Genomic DNA, 17,688 nt, shown 5'->3' with positions numbered 1-17,688 from the left:
TTTACATACCAGCGCTCATCGTCGCAGATCCATGCCAATCATTTGATCAAAGGGTACGGTTTGGCTCGCCGCGCCGTTTATCTAATCATTTGGATCTTGACCAATGAGATGGCTGAGGGTCAGGTACCAGTTGTGTCCGTCCTTCTCGATACCTAATAGCTGAGCTTCAGTGACTCGAGGGTGTCCGGAAAGGTCCGGATGGGTCGCTATGTGGGTGAAACCTGCGGATTGCAGCAGGTTTTGCACCGCATCCGCCTGTTGATAGCCATGCTCCAACAGGAGCCAGCCATTTGGTTTCAGATAGCCGGCGCTGACCTGGCGAATGATGGTTCTGATGGCATTCAAACCATCACTACCCGAGACCAAAGCCTGCTCCGGTTCCCGTGGCAACCCCCCCTGGTGGAGATGCTGATCACCGGCCTCGATGTAGGGGGGATTGCTCACGATCAGGTCATAGGTTTCATCCGCTGGCAGTGCCTCGCACCAGTTGCCATGGAGGAAGGTGATCCGGTCAATCCCTAGCCGTTGGCTGTTCTCTCTGGCTTGCGCAAGCGCCTCGGCTGAAATATCAGTGGCAACCATCCCCGCATCCGGCAGTTCGCGCGCCAGCGCCAGGGCAATGGCGCCGCTACCGGTGCCGAGGTCAACAATCCTTGGCCGGGATATATGCTGGAGGTGATGGAGTGAGCGCTCCACCAGCAACTCCGTTTCGGGGCGGGGTATGAGGGTGTCGGGATTGACCTCCAGCGACAGGGACCAGAACTCCCGCGTTCCCGTAATGTAGGCGATCGGTTCATGGGATAGCCGCCGTTCCACCAGCTTCGTGTATTGTTGATACTGATCGGAGGGGAGTTCCAATTCCGGCCAGGCATACAGATAGCTGCGCGGTTTATCGAGGATGTGGCATAACAATAGGGCTGCCTCCAGCTCGGGATTTGTATCGGGTAGTGTGCTGAGGGCCTGTTGTGCCGTTTGCAGAGCCTGCTGCAGGGTGGTCATGGCGTGTCCCGGCCGTTTCAGGCTTCGCCCATGGCGGCCAGGGCCTCCACCTGCTGTTCGCGCAGCAGGGGTTCTATGACCTGGTCCAGGGATCCGGTCATCACCTCATCCAGCTTGTAGAGGGTCAGATTGATACGGTGGTCTGTGAGTCGGTTCTGAGGAAAGTTATAGGTACGGATGCGTTCCGAGCGGTCGCCGCTGCCAACCTGTAGTTTACGCGAGCTGGCCTGCTCGTTGACGATCTTTTCCTGGGCCTGGGAGAGCAGCTTCGCCTGTAGCAGTGACATGGCCCTGGCCTTGTTCTTGTGCTGGGAGCGTTCGTCCTGACACTCCACCACGATACCGCTGGGCAGGTGGGTCAGACGTACCGCCGAGTCGGTCTTGTTGACATGCTGCCCGCCGGCGCCGGAGGCACGAAAGGTGTCGATGCGCAGGTCGCTGCTGTTGATATCCACATCGTCAACCTCCTCCGCCTCGGGCAGGATCGCCACGGTACAGGCGGAGGTGTGAATACGTCCCTGGGATTCTGTCTCCGGAACCCGCTGCACGCGATGGGTCCCCGATTCGAATTTCAAGCGGGAGTAGACGGCATTGCCGCTGATACGGCATACCACCTCCTTGTAGCCGCCATGTTCGCCCGGGCTCTCACTGATGGTTTCGGTCTGCCACTGCTGGGTCTCCGCATAGCGCAGATACATGCGGTAGAGGTCGCTGGCAAACAGCGCCGCCTCGGCGCCGCCGGTACCGGCACGGACCTCGAGAAAAACATTGCGCTGATCGTTCGGATCGGCAGGTATCAGAAGCAGTTGCAGTTCCGGTTCCAGGCGTTCCTTGGTCTCCTGTGCCACGGTTAGCTCCTCCTTGGCGAGTGGCGCCATTTCAGGATCGTCCATCATCTCCTGGGCGGCCGCTACATCCCCTTCCGCATCCACGTAGCCCTTATAGGCCTCAACCACCGGCTCCAATTGGGCATACTCCCGCCCCAGATCGCGAAACTGATTCTGATCGCTCTGGATTTCCGGATCGGCGAGGAGTGCGGTGATCTCTTCGAAGCGCTCTGCGATCCGGTCCAACTTGCCGCGCAGTGAAGGCTTCATGATTTGTTTTCTGATTTATTGAGCTGAAAAAGCGTATTGGCCGCTTCGAGCAACTCCACCTGTCCATTGAATCCGGCCTGACGCATCTGGGCGCTGGGGTTGTGCAATAATTTGTTGGTGAGGGTATGCGCCATGAATTGCATCGCCTCCTCGGGAGACTTGCCTTTGGCAAGCTGCTGCAGGGCCTTCTGCATCACTTCATCCCGCAACCGTTCGGCATAGCTGCGATAATCCTGTATCAAGCCTACGGCATCCAGAGAGCGCAGCCACCCCATATATTCCCCAACATAGTGATCGATGATCTCTTCCGCCTGTTCGGCTGCTTCCTCCCTGGAACGCATGTTCTCCTGGATCACCTCGTCCAGATCATCCACCGTGTAGAGATAGATATCGCTCAGATCCGCCACTTCCGGCTCGATATCCCGAGGCACGGCGATATCGACCATGAAGATCGGGCTGTGTCTGCGCTCCTTGAGGGCGCTTTCGACGCTACCCTTTCCCAGTACTGGCAGGGGACTGGCGGTGGAGGAGATCACGATATCCGCCTCGGCCAGGTGTCTGCTCAATTCGGTCAGGGCAATGGCGTAGCCGTCGAACTGTGCCGCCAGGTTGTGTGCCCTCTCCACGGTGCGGTTGGCGACGATGATCCGCCCGATTCCGTGCTGATTGAGATGACGGGCAGCCAGTTCGATGGTCTCGCCCGCACCGATCAGCAGGGCTGTCTGCTTCGACAGATCGCTGAATATCTGCTTGGCCAGGCTGACCGCTGCAAACGCTACCGATACCGGGCTGTTGCCGATCGCGGTATCGGTACGGATCTGTTTCGCGGCGGAGAAGGCATGTTGGAAGAGTTTGAACAGCATTTTCCCGGTGGTTCCGGCATCGGTGGCGGTCTGGAAGGCGGCCTTGACCTGTCCCAGGATCTGCGGTTCGCCCAGTACCAGTGAATCCAGGCCACAGGATACCCGCAGCAGGTGTTTGACGGCATCCAGCCCGAAATGGCTGTAGAGATAAGGGGAGACACGATCCTCACCGATGCCGTGAAAGCGGCTGATCCAATCAGCCAATGGCTCATGGTCCTTTTGATTGATGGAGCAGTAGACCTCGGTACGATTGCAGGTGGAGAGTATGACTGTCTCCTCGACTGCCGGATTTTCCTGCAGGCTACGCAGGGCGCCGACGATGATATCGGGCCCAAAGGTGACCTTCTCGCGGATATCCACGGGGGCGGTTTTGTGGTTGAGTCCTAGTGCGATTATCGACATCCGATACCGGGGGTGGTTTCTAAACAAAAAGGAAATTTTGTTATATCAAGGAGTTGAATTCAAGTTAAAATCAATTTTCACGTTCTCTGCCGTCTCAGAATTGCGCTCTTTTGAGCAGTTTGGAATTAAGCAGATCTTAATCTTTGACGTCCATGATTGACAGGAGCTAAATGATCGGAGATTAAACTGAGGATGACAATTAAGGTTAACCCCGATTGCTAAATGACCGGGTTCTCTGTTATTAATGTGACTTTAAAAACAAGAATAGACTGAATAAGAAATACCTAATTCTATAATATTTGGGGCGGATCTACCCACAAAACCGTCCATTACAGGAGGATCACTATGCAGGTGCAAAAGTTCGTGTCCGCGGCAATCACCGGCGGTTTGCTATTTTCCAGCAGTGCCATAGCGGGTGTGGCTAAAGATCTGCCGTTGCCCGGTGGCACGCCGGACGCCAACACCATTGCGGATCAGGTCTATTTCGTCAACCATTTCTATGCTCTGAAGAATTTTGGCATCACCAACAACAACAAGGATCCCAAACGGAGTAACCGGGCAATTCCTGGCAAGATCACGGTCATCGTCAATAAATCGGCCGGCAGTAAGCCGACCACCATCACCGTAGAGCGCTATCTGAATAACGAATACAGCGATGGCTCCACCAATGCGCAGGACATCGCTATCTTTCGCTCCGGTAAGCTGAAAGGCACCGGCATGTTGATCACTGACTATGTCGATGACAACAAGAGCCAGTCCTACTCCATCTGGTTGCCGGCGCTTCGTAAGATACGCCGTTTTGCGGAACCGGCCCACGACGATGCCTGGGGCGGCACCGACTTCACTTTCGGTGACGTGACCTTGCGCAAGCCCAAGGACGAGACCCATGAGCTGTTGGGTACTGAAACATTCAACGATTGCCTTGGTGCCATCGATAAGGCGGAATCGAAGAACAAGTATCTGCCCAACCCGCCGGATGCGGCCTGCGACCACAAGGGTAAAGAGGTCTACAAGCTGAAGAGTACCACCAAGCGCGAGAACTGGTGGTACGACCATCGTGTGAGCTATGTTGATGCCAAGACCTTCGCCGACTACCGAACCGAATATTTCAAAGGGGATGAGAAGGTTAAAGTAATCGATCGTGACTGGAAATCTCTCGAAAAGGACGATCCACGTGCCCAATTTTGGGGTTATTGGTACGGCAAGACCTTCTCAACAGGTCATGAAACCTGGGCAGTGATCCCCAAGGAGATCGTACAGCACGACCAGGGATGGCAGTCCGATTTTTGGTCAGAGAAGACCTTGAGAAAAATAAAACGCTAAACATAAAACGGGTGTGCCCGATGTGCGGGCACGTCCAATAAAACCGGCTTGCCTGGAATTGGCGGCCATACACATCATCGAATCCGGCAAAGAGTGACAATGAGGGCTGCCGGCTATCGTTGAACCCGGGAGGAACCATTCATGTTCAAACGCTGTAAGTTGCATCAATCGATCCTGCTTGCCTTGATTTTACCCAGTGTCGCCATGGCTGAAGTCGAGATTACTGGTTATCTGAAAAACGAAACATCCGTCTTTACACGCGATGGCCAGGTGACCGGCGAGGCGGATACGATGGTCGATGAGAGAGGCCATGACAAGGGGGATTTGCTGAAATTCGAAAACTCCGCTCGAATTTTCATGAATGGTTACCTGGGTGAAGAGAGTTCCTGGCATGCCGATCTGAACTTTATCTATGACTCCGAAGGGGTCAATGACACCTACAAGGGGCATGAGCTTTATTCCCAGCACGATTACGTAAGAGAGCTCTATGTGGATACTTCCCTGATTGGCTGGGATCTGCGCTTGGGCAAACAGCAGGTCGTTTGGGGTACGGCCGACGGCATCAAGCTGCTGGATATCATCAATCCCACCGATTTCCGCGAACTGAATCAGAATGCCATGGAGGACTCGCGGATTCCGATCTGGATGATCAATGCGGAGCGCAATATCGGCGATAACAGCAACATACAGCTTATTGTCTCGCAAGTGGAAGAGAACAAGATCCCCGGTCTCAATCCCGACGGCGATGCCGGTCATCCCTTCCTGATGAAGGGGGTCGAGACGATCAGCGGACAGGTGAACGGCTTTTTCAATGTCGCACCAGCGCTAAGTAATGTGGCGGCCACGTTCAATGGTGCCGCGATGGGCGGTGGTTTTACCGGCGGCATGATGCTGCCCGTGGGTTTGAATCTGTTCGCCGGCCTGACCGTAGACGGTTTTGCCGGTAACTTCTGGGATGCGGTAACCACACCGGGATTGTTGAATCCGACGGTACCCACCGACCCGGTAGCTGCGCCCGGTTGGTTCCTGTTGAACGCCTTTACCCAGTTCGGCTTCACTGGTCAGCCCGGTTTTCCCGCAGGTCTCAACGATCCTAATGGTAACTTCGGCACCACCAACCTGATGCCGATTACCGCTTTCAACGCCCCGCCGACGCCGGCTGATGTAACCTGGCAGCCGGGGGAGGCAAGCTCAGCCTTCGAATTCATGTCGAATGCGACCTTCGCCACATTCAACACCTTCACCAGCTTCAGTCCGACGGCGCCGACCGGCCTGACCGGCACCACCAGCGAATGGGTGCGCGACTATCCGGATGACAGCGACGTGAATGCCGGTTTCCGTTTTCGCAACTCTACCGACGGCGGCCTCAACTGGTCCTTCAACTACTTCCACCACTATGGCGCCAATCCGGATCTTGATCTCAGCTGGCGAAATGCTGCCGGGGATGAGTTGACTGTGCAACGTGCTCCGACCCTGTTTTTCGATACCAACGGTACGCCTGGACCACAGCAGGACGATACCTTCATCCCGGATGTGGCAACCAGCTTGACCCGGGACCAGGCCAGGGCAAACTGGGACATGGGCAATGCCACCACGATTCTGGTCCACGATGGGACCGGTTCCACCTACTATGGTGCGTTGGATCCAAGCGCCGTGTTGCCGGCATTGGCTGACGGTAGTCCATTCAATGAACCGCCGGCAATGGGTGCGGGTGCGCCGATCCTACGTTTCACCGAATCACTGCATCGGGTCAACAGCGTGGGTGCCTCCTTCGACTACGCCCTCGATATGGGCGATATCCCGCTGGTGCTCAGAGGCGAGTTCCTCTATGACGAGGGAGACAAGCAGCCGGTTATCGATAAGTTTCTGCTTTCGATCGGCGATCTGACCAATGCATTGAAAATGGAGGATGCCGACTACTTCAAGTATGTTCTGGGGGCGGATATCACAGTGGCCACCAATCTGCTTGTCAGCGGTCAGTTCATCCAGTTCCGCAATCTCGATTTTGTGGATGAGAAAGACACCTGTATGACCCAGACCGGCGTGATGGTGGATTGCAGTCGCTATACCGCGGATTTCCCCTCCATGAGTCTTAGCAATGGCCTGATGAAAGGGTATGAGGACAAGGAGTTCTACTCGCTCTTTTTCTCCAAGCCCTTCGGTGATTCCCAGGAACACCGCTGGAACAATATCTTTATCTACGAAGAGGGTGGCGGCAAATGGAACCGTCTCGATGTCGAGTACACCTTTACCGACACCATTCTCGGCTCAGTGGAGTGGAACAATTACTGGGGTGATGAAAACACCACCTTCGGTCAGTTCGAGAATAGCTCCAACTTCCAGGTCGGTCTGAAGTGGATATTCGAATAACGCCAAAAACCACCGACCAACGTCGAGCATCTTAACCAAGTGAGGATGTCCGGTGAGATACCGGGCATCCCTCATCAAACAGCGCTTTCACGGGGATTGAGCCATGAGTGGTTCTGAGTCAACCAATGGATCAGGAAATCGATGGGCTGAGGGTTATGCGGATTTTGTCATCAAATTCCGCTGGCCGTTGATGCTGATTTTGCTGGTGGTCACCATCGTGGCCGCCCTGCAGATCAAACATCTGGATATGCGCAACGATCCGGATACACTGCTGCCTCCAAGCAATCGCTACGTAGCGACCAACCTGTATGCCGAATACAATTTCGGTATGGGTAATCTGATGGTCTTTACCCTGCGCATCAATGAGGGGGATGTGTATAAGGGGTGGTTCGTCAACAAGGTCCAGGAGATACACAATCGGCTGGTCTCCCTGGAGAAGGCGCGGGAATCGAATTTTATCGATATCGCGGCGAAGAAAATAAAGTATATGGGGGCGGACGAGAACGGCCTGGTGTTCAAACGCCTGATACCGACGGAAGGGATCAGCAGTGATCCGGGTATCGCGGAACAGCAGCTGGCGTTTCTCAAAGAGGGCATCGAGACGAACCCCGTTATCGGCCCGATGTTGGTCGGATTCGAGGATGCCGAAGGGAATAAATGTGAATTTCAGGAGAAGGACGAGAACAAATGTACTGCCAAGTCGCTCTATATCATCGGCGACTATACCGATGAGGTAAAAGAGATCTATCTGCCCTGGGTAAGGGAGGTCAGGGCGATGATGGATGAGTATGGTCAGGATGACCGTTTCGAATTGCTGGTGGCGGGTGAGCCCTACTTCCTGGCTTGGATGCTGGCGGATCTGGTCAACAAGTGGTGGTTGTTCGTCATCTCATTCGCCATCGTGATTGCCGCGCTCTGGTTTGAGTTCCGCAACTGGCGCGGTTCCCTGTTTCCGATCATCGGTGTCAGTGCAACGATCGTGCTGACATTGGGATTGATGGGATTCTCTGCCTTCAAGCTGACTACCATGATGGTATTGACACCGATGCTGTTGCTGGCGATCGGTATCGGACACTCGGTCCAGGTGACCCGGCGCTTCATGCAGGAGCAGGCCGATTCGGGGGATTGTGAATCGGCCGCCAGGGTCGCGATCTCCCATACCATTGTCCCGGCCACCCTTTCGATCGTAACCGATATGGTCGGCTTTGCGACCCTCGCTACAGTGGATATCTCATTCTACAAGGCATACGCCTACTTCGGCATGTTCGGCATGCTGACCTTGCTGTTTACCACCACCACCCTGATTCCGCTGCTGATGATGACCTTCCCCTGCAGCCGGACGGATATGGGCGAGGGCCATGAGCAATCTTGGGAAACCAAGGTGGGTGGGGTGATCACCGGTATGTTGAATGGTCCCGGCAAGGCGATTCCGATCCTCTTTGTGATCGCAATATTCGCCTGGTCTATCTACTATACCGAAATCGGTCGGGGTATTTCGGGCCTGATGGCCGGTGAGGCCGGCAGAGCCGATCCGGAGGTGGCTCGCATACAGGACGAGTTCGACATCATGCCGGGGGTTGAAAAGGGTATCAATTACTCCCGCGCCGCGTTCAAGGAAAAATCGATCACCATCCAGCATATCGAACGGTTGAATACGATCATGCCCGGAGTGATATCGGTATCGATCCCGGTACGCGGCAAGGAACCCGTTGTCGAGCTATGCGTGGATACCTATTTTTCTGAAGATATCTACGATATCGAGGATCCATTGGAAAAGGTTGCCGCCTGTGAAAAGGCGAAGGCTGAATTGGGCTGTTGGGATCCCGACCCTTGTGGCGCCCAGGGTATCTTCAACGAGGCTGATGTGCTTGCCGACATCGAGGCGATGGAGGAGTGGATGCGCGCCCACCCGTTCATCGGCTTCACCGGCTCCTATGCGCAATACATTCGCTTGGTGAATATGCTGCTGACGGCGGAACCGGGTGAACAGCCGGATATCGGCGATCTCTATATCCCCACTTCCAAGAAACTGCGTTCCATCGATCCCGACGATGACAGGGGCGGTGACGATATCGTTCAGCTCTACAACGGCCTGCTCGAAACCATGACCGAGGAGGGCGACATGGACTCCTTCGTCATGAAGAACTGGAATGAAGGGGTGGTGATGGGATTCATCAATACCATGGATCCGATAGAGGCCCATGTGGTTACCATGGACATCCAGCAATATATCGAGGAACACAAGAACGATCCCGGTTTCAGCAAAGTCAACTTCGGTCTGCGCTCCGGTCCGGTCGAAGACCTTTCCGGTGACAGCAACGAGCTGTCTGTCGATGGCACGGACTATGTCAGGCCCGGCGTGGGTGGCTTCCTTGGCGCCACCGAGGCCACCCGCGAGGTGGCGGTGGACAACTGGCTCACCGGGCCTTTGCTGACGGCAGCGGCTGTATTTCTCATCGCCGCATTGATATTCCGCTCCGTTGTTGTCCCGGTAATCCTCATGGTGCTGCTGTTCATCACCTTGTTTGCCCAGTACGGTCTTGGCGGTTATATGACCAGTATCCAGAACTGGTCGGGCAATCTGGCCTTCCATCTCCAGGTGGCGCTGAGTATCGCCATGGGGCTTGGTATCGACTACGGCATCTATATGATGTCGAGGCTTAAAGAGGAGATGGTGGCAACCGCGGGGGATTGGCAGCAGTCATTGGTCAATACCTTGAATACCACCGGCTCGGCGGTAATCATTTCCGTGATCGTGCTACTCGGTTGTTTCATACCCTTGCTGAATACCGATCTTGCCAACACCTGGGGCTTGGGGGTCTATATCAGCCAGGCCTTGTTGATCGACGTGGTCACCGCCCTCACGATCCTGCCGATGATGGTTGCATGGCTGAAACCCAGATTTGTTTTCGGTAGATATAAAAACTAAAAAAGACCCACTGTGCTGAATCGCTGATTCAGTCCAGGCTACAGCCGGCGTTTAACGCCGGCTTTTTTAATGGCATGACTGAGAAATGTGTTGTAACCGCTACGTCTTTACTGTTGATTTTCGATCATTCGACAGAGATTCCACAAGGACAGCATAAGATGTATTCAACTGAGAAAACAGTCCCGCTGCATTTGAGCTATCCATGTCGCTTGTAATCTGTTCCAAAGCATTACAGTGCGCAACGACCTCATCAGCGCCGATGGCGGCGCTGCTTGATGCCAGGCTATGCGCTGCGCGTTTCAAACTATCCATGTCAGCCTGTTGAATGGCTTCAGTGATGATACCCAGCAGATCGGAGGATGATTCAAGATATATATCAATAATACGCTGCGGAATATCATGGTTTTGCCCTTGTTGCAGTAAGCCAATGCCATCGAGAATCTCGCGGCTCTGTACCTCCCGATGTTCTACGGAAGCCGGTTTTTCACCAGGCAAGCTATTCTGTTCATCAAGCTTTGAGGATGTGAGGGTGGCATCATCCGATGACAACCATTTTTTCAGAATATGCTGTAGTTTGTTGTGCGTCACGGGTTTGCCGATGTAATCGTCCATCCCTGCGGCCAGACACTTCTGCTGGTCGCCGTCCATAACATTGGCGGTCAATGCAATGATCGTTATGTGTTGTTTAGATTCATCCTCTTTTTTGCGAATGATCTGGGTGGTTTCATAGCCATCTAATTCCGGCATCTGAATGTCCATAAGGATCATATCGTAATGGTTGTTGCTGAGTAGCTCCAAGGCTTCCCGGCCGTTATTCGCGAGTGTCACCTTGCAACAAAACAGTTGCAGCATCTCATCGATGACGGCTTGGTTCACAAGGTTATCTTCCGCCACCAGTATCCTGGTTTCCTTCTCGGGCCTAAATGTTGGTGCAGAGTCGGTTATTGGTGTTTTCTCAAGTCTTACATCCTGCTGTTGCTGAGTCTTGGATTGATTCGTCAATAGCCTGATTGTGCTGTCGAGTTCGGCCAAGCGGACCGGTTTGACCAGGTAAGAGTCGATGCTGTTGCCAGGAACCGGTGTGGTGCTGGCGGTCGGTATCTGCGATGTCAGCATTATGATTGATGGTGTATTGAAGGCAGGATCTAGCCGGATTGACTTGCCCAGGTCAAGTCCGTCCATGTCTGAGTGAAACCGGTCTGTTATAACGGCATGAAAAAAACTGCCTGCTGAGGCTGTTTGTTTGAGCTGTTGAATGGCCTTTGCACCGTTAAATTCCAGAGTGACACGGTAGTCGAGGTCCTTTAAGGATTGGTAAAGTACTTCAGCGACACGCCGGTTGTTACCAACCAGAAGAATTCGCCGCTGACTAATCCTGCCATCTTTCTTCGGTTGCCTTGCTTTACTCTCTTCATGCAAGCCAAGGCGGGCGGTAAACCAAAACATTGATCCCTTATCTGGTTCGGATTCGAGTCCAATCTCACCTTGCATGAGTTCGACCAGTTTTTTTGATATCGTCAATCCCAGGCCGGTACCGCCAAAACGGCGGCTAGTGGAGCTATCCGCCTGTGAAAAGACATCGAATATATGCTTTTTCATCTCAGAGGAGATGCCGATGCCGCTGTCAGCAACCTCAAACCTTATCGTTAAGTCGGTAGCTGACTTCGCCCATGGCAGGACGCGAACAATTACTTCACCTTCGTGTGTAAATTTGACCGCATTTCCAATCAGATTGACCAATATCTGTCTGATGCGCTGTTCGTCACCGAGCAAAGCGTGTGGTATGGAGGGCGGGCAGTAGCTGATCAATTCCAATCCTTTTTCCCGCGCCTGTCCACCAAGTAGTTGCACGACCTCTTCTAGAAGATTGGGAAGATTGAAGATATTTTCAACCAGCTCTGCCTTGCCGGCCTCGATTTTCGAGAAATCCAGAATGTCGTTGATGATCGTCAGCAATGAGCGACCAGCGCTGTGCGCGGTGTTTGCAAAGCGTCGCTGCCGTTCATTCAAATCTGTGTTCAATAGCAGTTCGGTCATGCCGAGTACACCATTCATGGGGGTACGGATCTCATGGCTCATGGTGGCGAGAAACTGTGATTTCGCCTGGTTAGCCGTCTCCGCACCCTCCTTCGCGGACTGTAACTCAAGCAATGTGGCTGCCAGCTTCTGGTCGCGGCTCTGAATCTGCTCTAGCATGGTGTTGAATCCGTCGGTCAATATTCCCAATTCATCCGAACTGACTGATTTCACACGCAGGCTGTAGTCACCCTGCCGAGTGACGTTATCCATGGTGGATGTAAGAATGTTGATCGGTTTTGTAATCAGGCGTTGTAGGCGCAGTGCCAGCAGATAAGCGAGAAAGAAAGCGAAAACCAATACGACTGTTGCAATGACGATCTGTCGCTGCAGACTGGCATGGAGTTGGGTCAGGTCCTGTTTGATGTCAATGTAACCAAGTATTTTCTTGTTGAATCTTATTTCATGATTGACTTCGAGATAATCAGTGTGAAACTGGAAACGGGTCAATTCATCCTGGAGAGCCCCTGATTTGCTGGACCAAACGTCATGACCCTTTTCCAATTTGGGAATGAGTGGCTGGTGTTGCGGGTGGTTGCTTTTGTAGGCGGCGAACAGTGAACCTTTGTTATCCGTGATATAGGCATGGATGATGGTTTTTTCCTCACTCAGGGCAAACAGGATCTCTTCAGCTGTTTTCGGGTCGTTGAATATCAGCGTGGCGGTCGCATCGACACCCAGCACGCGAGTCAGGGCAGTGGCTGATTCGACCATTGAGTTGCGTTTGGCCACCATTTCCGAGAGGACGAATGCGACCGATGCCAAAGTCAGTGCGGCAACACTGGTGATCAATGCGATGGCGATGACCTTTACCCGGATCGGCCACCGTTTGAAGTCGAGTCCGATCACTGCTTTGCATCCTCCTGTGACGGCCTGACGCGGGTTGCCAGTCTAAGCAGTTTTGAACTGACCTTCAATTGCCCTTGATCCAGTGCATCCAAATTCACGACCAGTTTGATCTTGCGTGCTTTTTTTAACAGAACAATAGAGCCCCCGACAGGAATGAAATTGGGATGGTCGCTGACGGTGAGTACCGATTGAGCAGCAAGTCGCTGAATGAGTTCGGTGGGATAACCGGCAGCCGGCTGATGGATAAAGAGTATATTACAGTCAGAAAGTTGTTGTTCGTCTTCCGCTTCCACGACCCGTAGTTCCTTGCCATTGATCTTCTCGTCTTTTGTGATCTCTTTCATGCGATCGTTAAGCCGGCTGGAACCGAGTAGGCAATAGTTGATGGTACTGATCTGGCTTTGAAAAGTGTTGTCCGGCCAAGTGACATAGTTTGCGAAGTTATAGAGAAAAAGCGCCTTCAATCGGTCTTCGTCCACCTGTTCTGAGTTTGCGGAACCTACCGACAGACACAAAAGCAGGACTGCCATGGCAAATGGCATGATCGAGTGCCATTTGCCTGTTACGCTGATTGAAGTGGCCGGTGTCGACATGGTGTCAGAATTTCCACTCCAGCTGCAGCAATGCACTACGTTCGACCTGGGTCGACTTCAATCCGATAGGGCCGGCAAATCCGGAAAACTCGATAAATTCAGGGTGCTCATCATCCAGTAGATTCTGTAAGGAGAGCGCGACCTCCAGTGAGGGGTTTGGTCGCCATCCCAATCTCATATCAAGGCGGGTATAGCCCGTTATGTCTGAATTGGGGATCTTGTCGACATAATAGAGGCTGGTATCAAATTCAATTTGATGCGGAAGGTCGAGTTGAGAGCGTAGTTGAAGCTGATGTTCGGGAGTGATGTCGGTTGTTTCGGCGGAGGTGGTATCGTTGCTGGTGCTGTCGTTCTGCAGATCTACTTTGAGCCAGGCATGGGACATCTTTATTTGCCAATGGTCTGTGACGGTCCAGTTGGCGACCAGTTCCAGGCCGTAACTCTTTCCGCTCATCCTGTTGTCGAGTGATATGAGGGTGATGCCGGGAAAGGGAGGAGGGAGCATTTCGAATGTAGTCAGGTCATCATATTGGTTGTAGAAAGTGGCAATATCAAATGAGAGGTTAGGTATCGCTTGTGTTCGGTAGCCAAATTCGTAAGCAAATAACTTTTCTGCATCGAATTCACTATTACCGGATACGAAGATGGGACCGATTTGGATATTCACGTCCGTCTCGATACGCGAAGGTGTGCGTACCGCCCGAGACACGGCAGCCCAGTATGTACTGAATTTGTCCGGTGTCCAGATCATTCTGATATTGGGCTGAAGTTCGCTGCCGGTATAATCGTTACGCTCAAATTTAGCTCCCAGAATAAGATTCAAGCGATCCCCTGCCAATTCGATATCATCCTGGATAAAGGCACTGATGATTTTGTCCCGGTTGGTGGTGTGCCCGAGAGTGACCACGGAAGTCGAGGGTGATCGAATCTCATCCCGGCTGGTACGGTAACCGGCTCCCCAGACTATGGCGTGCCTTTCACCAATCAGAAAGTCATTTTGAAAATCGAGATCGAAGGTATCCCTGCCTTCTCTCAAAGTAGCGTTTTTGCGGTTTGTGCGATCATAGTAGAACTGCAGGCTCATATTACTGTCTGTGGAATGTCGACGTGTCCAGCGTGCAATCAGATTGCCACCGGATGTTTCGACCGTATCCTTCTCGATACTGCCCGATGGAGGCGGAAAGGGAGAAAAATTGTTCTGGCCGGCTGTGCTGTTATAGAGATCCCCCTGTATGGTGAAGTGATCTGCCTCGGAGATAATGCTGTCTCTCCGGAAGCCAAGCCGCTCACCATCCCAGTGATCCTCCGCTTCACCGCCATCGAAGAAGACGGCGCCATTCCTCCTGAACGTTTTGAGATAGACCCTGTAATGGTTATCGGTATCCGTGTTACCGCTTAAACGTATCGTTGTAGTTCCCGGTTCTTCGTTCCCGCCGCTCACGGAGAGCAGTCCGCCATCCGTATTCATGGAAGACTTCGTTATGATATTGATAACGCCGTTTACAGCGTTGGCGCCCCACAGCGTCGCCCCAGGTCCTCGAATCACCTCGATGCGTTGAATATCCTCCAGTACAGTATCCTGTACATCCCAGTAGACACCGGAATAAAGAGGTGTATAGAGACTGCGGCCATCCATCAGCACCAGCAGTTTATTGGCATAACGGCCGTTGAATCCGCGCGCGCTGATGGCCCATTTGCTGGAATCGATTTTCGCAACATGCAAACCTGGCACCATACGCAGAAGTTCCGGGAGTTGAGACACACCGGAGCGGTGTATATCTTCCTGTGTGATGACATAGATGGCGCTTGCCGCATTGGAAAGCGGTTGTGCCTTCCGTGTAGCCGATGTCACAGTCAGTTCCAGCAGATCATCGATACTCAGGCTCTTCAGTCTCTCCAGTTCATGAGTATCATTCGAGTCATCGGCGAATACCGGCAGACAGGTGAGAATCAATGAGATCAGTACTGCTTGGATCTTGAAGAGGGTTATGCGGTGGGACCAGGTGGTGCATATGGTGTTAATCAGCGAAGATTGCATGGTAAATCACTTTTGATAGGAAGCTGATTGCAATTGAACAATGGGTGAAATTCTCTAAGGAGAACGGTGAACTGAATAGGTAGGGTGAAATATCATAGTGTTGAATGTTTTTGATCCGATCCCCCATTGCTTTACCGGACATTTTTCAAAAAGGTAACGGCAGTGGGTGTCGCAACGTGGCATGCAATATCACTCTCAAACTTGTCTCAGGCATGCTCAGGTTTCCTTCCAATCCAGTTTTCCAATATCGATGCGACTTCCTTGATTTTGTAGGGTTTACCGATAAACCCATCCATACCCGAAGCCTTGCAGCGGTCCGCATTGTCCTCAGATACATAGGCAGTACAGGCAATAATAGGCAGATGGGATGGCGGTGTATGCGACTTTTCCTGTTGCCGGATACGGGTTGCAGTCTGATAGCCGTCTAAAACCGGCATCTCACAGTCGAGCAGTAGCAGGTCGAATGTCTCGGTTTGCAATAGATCAAGGGTCTCCATGCCGTTTTCAGCAATACGGTATTGGCAGCCGAGACTGTCGAGCATGCTCGTCGCAAGTTCTATATTGATTGGATTGTCTTCGGCTAGCAGGATTTTCCCTCCCAACTGTGGTAGATCGCCTGTAGCCGTCTCCTCAGCCGGCTGCGTTACTGACACTGTCTCATCCTTAGCGGATTGGAATGGGAGTTCGAACCAGAATAGGGTGCCATTGTGATTCCCGTGTATTACACCTATTTCGCCTCCCATAAGAGTGATTAGTTCCTTACAGATCGTCAGTCCCAGACCATGTCCGCTATTGTTGATGTCGTGTTCATTCGAGGCCTGTGAAAAATAATCAAAAATGATGCTGTCTTCACCCATGGGAATACCGCGGCCGGTATCTTCGATCTCGAATCGAATAAGGTATCCGCCCTCTTTGAGTTCATGTTTCGCCTGAGCACTGAATTTGACGCTGCCGGCATCGGTGAACTTGATTGCGTTGCCGATAAGGTTGATCAATATCTGCCGCAGGCGGGTGCTGTCGCCGATGATCCCGGCAGGTATCTGTTGATCCGTATAGTGTTCGATGGTTAAACCCTTCTGCTCGCCTTGGGATATAAAAAGATGATGTATTTCCTGTAGCAATCCGGCTAGATTGAATTCAGTTTTGAGCAGCCGCATCTTTCCCGCTTCGATTCGGGACATGTCGAGTAAATCGTTGATCAGTTCCAACAGGGATTTGCCAGAATTCTGTATAATCTCAGCATATCGTTTTTGGGTCGGCTTCAATTCACTGTTTAGCAAGAGTTCGGTCATACCCAGGACACCATTCATCGGTGTTCGGATTTCATGAGACATCTTGGCGAGAAATTGTGATTTGGCGCGGTTGGCTGATTCGGCCGTCTCCTTGGCCTGGGTAAGTTCACGGGTCTTCTCCTCCACCAGCTCTTCCAGATGATAGCGGTGTCTTTCCAGCTCGTGCTGGATGCTCGAGCGCTCACTGATCTCTTGTCTGAGGCCATGGTTGAGACGTGTCATCTCTGCTGAGGCCTTTTTTAGCTGTTCAATCAGATCGATATTTTCAAACCTCAGCTCCAGGCTTTCCATGAGTGATCGATGGGTGTACCGGGCGATCATCATCATCATCAGGGTGTAGGCCAGCACGCCGAGTAACAAACCTTCGGGCAGATCCAGGTCAATAAACAGATAACGTATAGCGAGAGCGATCGGCGCTGGAAGGCTGTAAGCGTAGACAGCCGCCATGAAAATGGCCAACACACCACTACCGGCAGCAATCACACCGGCACTGACGACGAGGACAAAGGCTTGCAGTGCGAGATCCTGAGGATAGAGCGGAAGCATCAACATCGCCCATCCGATGCCGGTTGTTCCCGTGGCCAGGGTGTAGAGATGCATCCAGCGAGGGTGATCATGGGCAAACCATTTCCGGTGGTTCCGCATTATAATCAGAAACAGACGTATCACAGCGGTTGCAATCATATAGATTAACCATATGACAACCGCTGCAGGATTAGTGTCCCAGAGAACGGTCGCCACTACGACAGCAATCACGACCACGGTCAGATTGGCCGGAACCCCGCTTCTGAACAATAGGTCGAGTTGTTTGGAAAAGATTGATGTTTGTCTGCTATTGTCGATCATCGTAACAGGTA

The 17,688-nt window shown here is 52.6% G+C and carries 10 protein-coding genes; 3 read left to right on the top strand and 7 right to left on the bottom strand.

What is annotated here, in order from left to right; all coding sequences use genetic code 11:
* Nucleotides 1-81 precede the first annotated feature (81 nt).
* Genes prmC through hemA form a run of 3 tightly spaced genes read right to left on the bottom strand, consistent with a single transcriptional unit; the run spans nt 82 to nt 3,361 of the window.
* Nucleotides 82-999, bottom strand: coding sequence for a peptide chain release factor N(5)-glutamine methyltransferase (gene prmC, locus AB8516_RS10565; protein WP_369160449.1), 918 nt, complete (start codon nt 997-999; stop codon nt 82-84).
* Nucleotides 1,000-1,016: 17 nt separating this feature from the next.
* Nucleotides 1,017-2,096, bottom strand: coding sequence for a peptide chain release factor 1 (gene prfA, locus AB8516_RS10560; protein ID WP_369160447.1), 1,080 nt, complete (start codon nt 2,094-2,096; stop codon nt 1,017-1,019).
* A complete protein-coding gene (gene hemA, locus AB8516_RS10555) occupies nt 2,093-3,361 on the bottom strand; it encodes a glutamyl-tRNA reductase (RefSeq protein ID WP_369160445.1) in 1,269 nt (422 codons plus the stop codon). Before hemA ends, prfA begins: the two co-directional genes overlap by 4 nt.
* A gap of 345 nt (nt 3,362-3,706) precedes the next feature.
* Here hemA and AB8516_RS10550 point away from each other — a divergent pair, with 345 nt between their 5' ends.
* From AB8516_RS10550 to AB8516_RS10540, 3 genes are all read left to right on the top strand, one after another.
* Nucleotides 3,707-4,684, top strand: a complete 978-nt coding sequence (locus tag AB8516_RS10550) for an outer membrane lipoprotein-sorting protein (RefSeq protein ID WP_369160443.1) — start codon at nt 3,707-3,709, stop codon at nt 4,682-4,684.
* A gap of 141 nt (nt 4,685-4,825) precedes the next feature.
* Nucleotides 4,826-7,054, top strand: a complete 2,229-nt coding sequence (locus AB8516_RS10545; RefSeq protein WP_369160441.1) for an RNA polymerase-associated protein rapA — start codon at nt 4,826-4,828, stop codon at nt 7,052-7,054.
* A 103-nt stretch (nt 7,055-7,157) separates the two neighbouring features.
* Nucleotides 7,158-9,983 (top strand): RND family transporter, encoded by a 2,826-nt coding sequence (locus AB8516_RS10540; RefSeq protein ID WP_369160439.1) that lies wholly within the window; start codon nt 7,158-7,160, stop codon nt 9,981-9,983.
* A 99-nt stretch (nt 9,984-10,082) separates the two neighbouring features.
* Here the strand turns inward: AB8516_RS10540 and AB8516_RS10535 are convergent, their stop codons facing one another.
* The 4 genes from AB8516_RS10535 to AB8516_RS10520 all read right to left on the bottom strand — a co-directional run bounded on the left by AB8516_RS10535 (nt 10,083) and on the right by AB8516_RS10520 (nt 17,677).
* Nucleotides 10,083-12,908, bottom strand: coding sequence for a response regulator (locus AB8516_RS10535; protein WP_369160437.1), 2,826 nt, complete (start codon nt 12,906-12,908; stop codon nt 10,083-10,085).
* The gene (locus AB8516_RS10530; protein ID WP_369160435.1) at nt 12,905-13,501 is read right to left on the bottom strand and encodes a YfiR family protein; all 597 of its coding nucleotides are present in this window, start codon (nt 13,499-13,501) and stop codon (nt 12,905-12,907) included. Before AB8516_RS10530 ends, AB8516_RS10535 begins: the two co-directional genes overlap by 4 nt.
* 4 nt (nt 13,502-13,505) lie before the next feature.
* A complete protein-coding gene (locus tag AB8516_RS10525; protein WP_369160434.1) occupies nt 13,506-15,539 on the bottom strand; it encodes a TonB-dependent receptor plug domain-containing protein in 2,034 nt (677 codons plus the stop codon).
* Nucleotides 15,540-15,745: 206 nt separating this feature from the next.
* Complete coding sequence (locus AB8516_RS10520) at nt 15,746-17,677, bottom strand: ATP-binding protein (RefSeq protein WP_369160432.1); 1,932 nt, start codon at nt 17,675-17,677, stop codon at nt 15,746-15,748.
* Nucleotides 17,678-17,688 lie beyond the last annotated feature (11 nt).

The sequence above is a fragment of the Candidatus Thiodiazotropha sp. LNASS1 genome (assembly GCF_964212655.1).
Classification (GTDB): domain Bacteria; phylum Pseudomonadota; class Gammaproteobacteria; order Chromatiales; family Chromatiaceae; genus Thiodiazotropha.
This window is presented reverse-complemented; position numbering and strand designations above follow the sequence as displayed.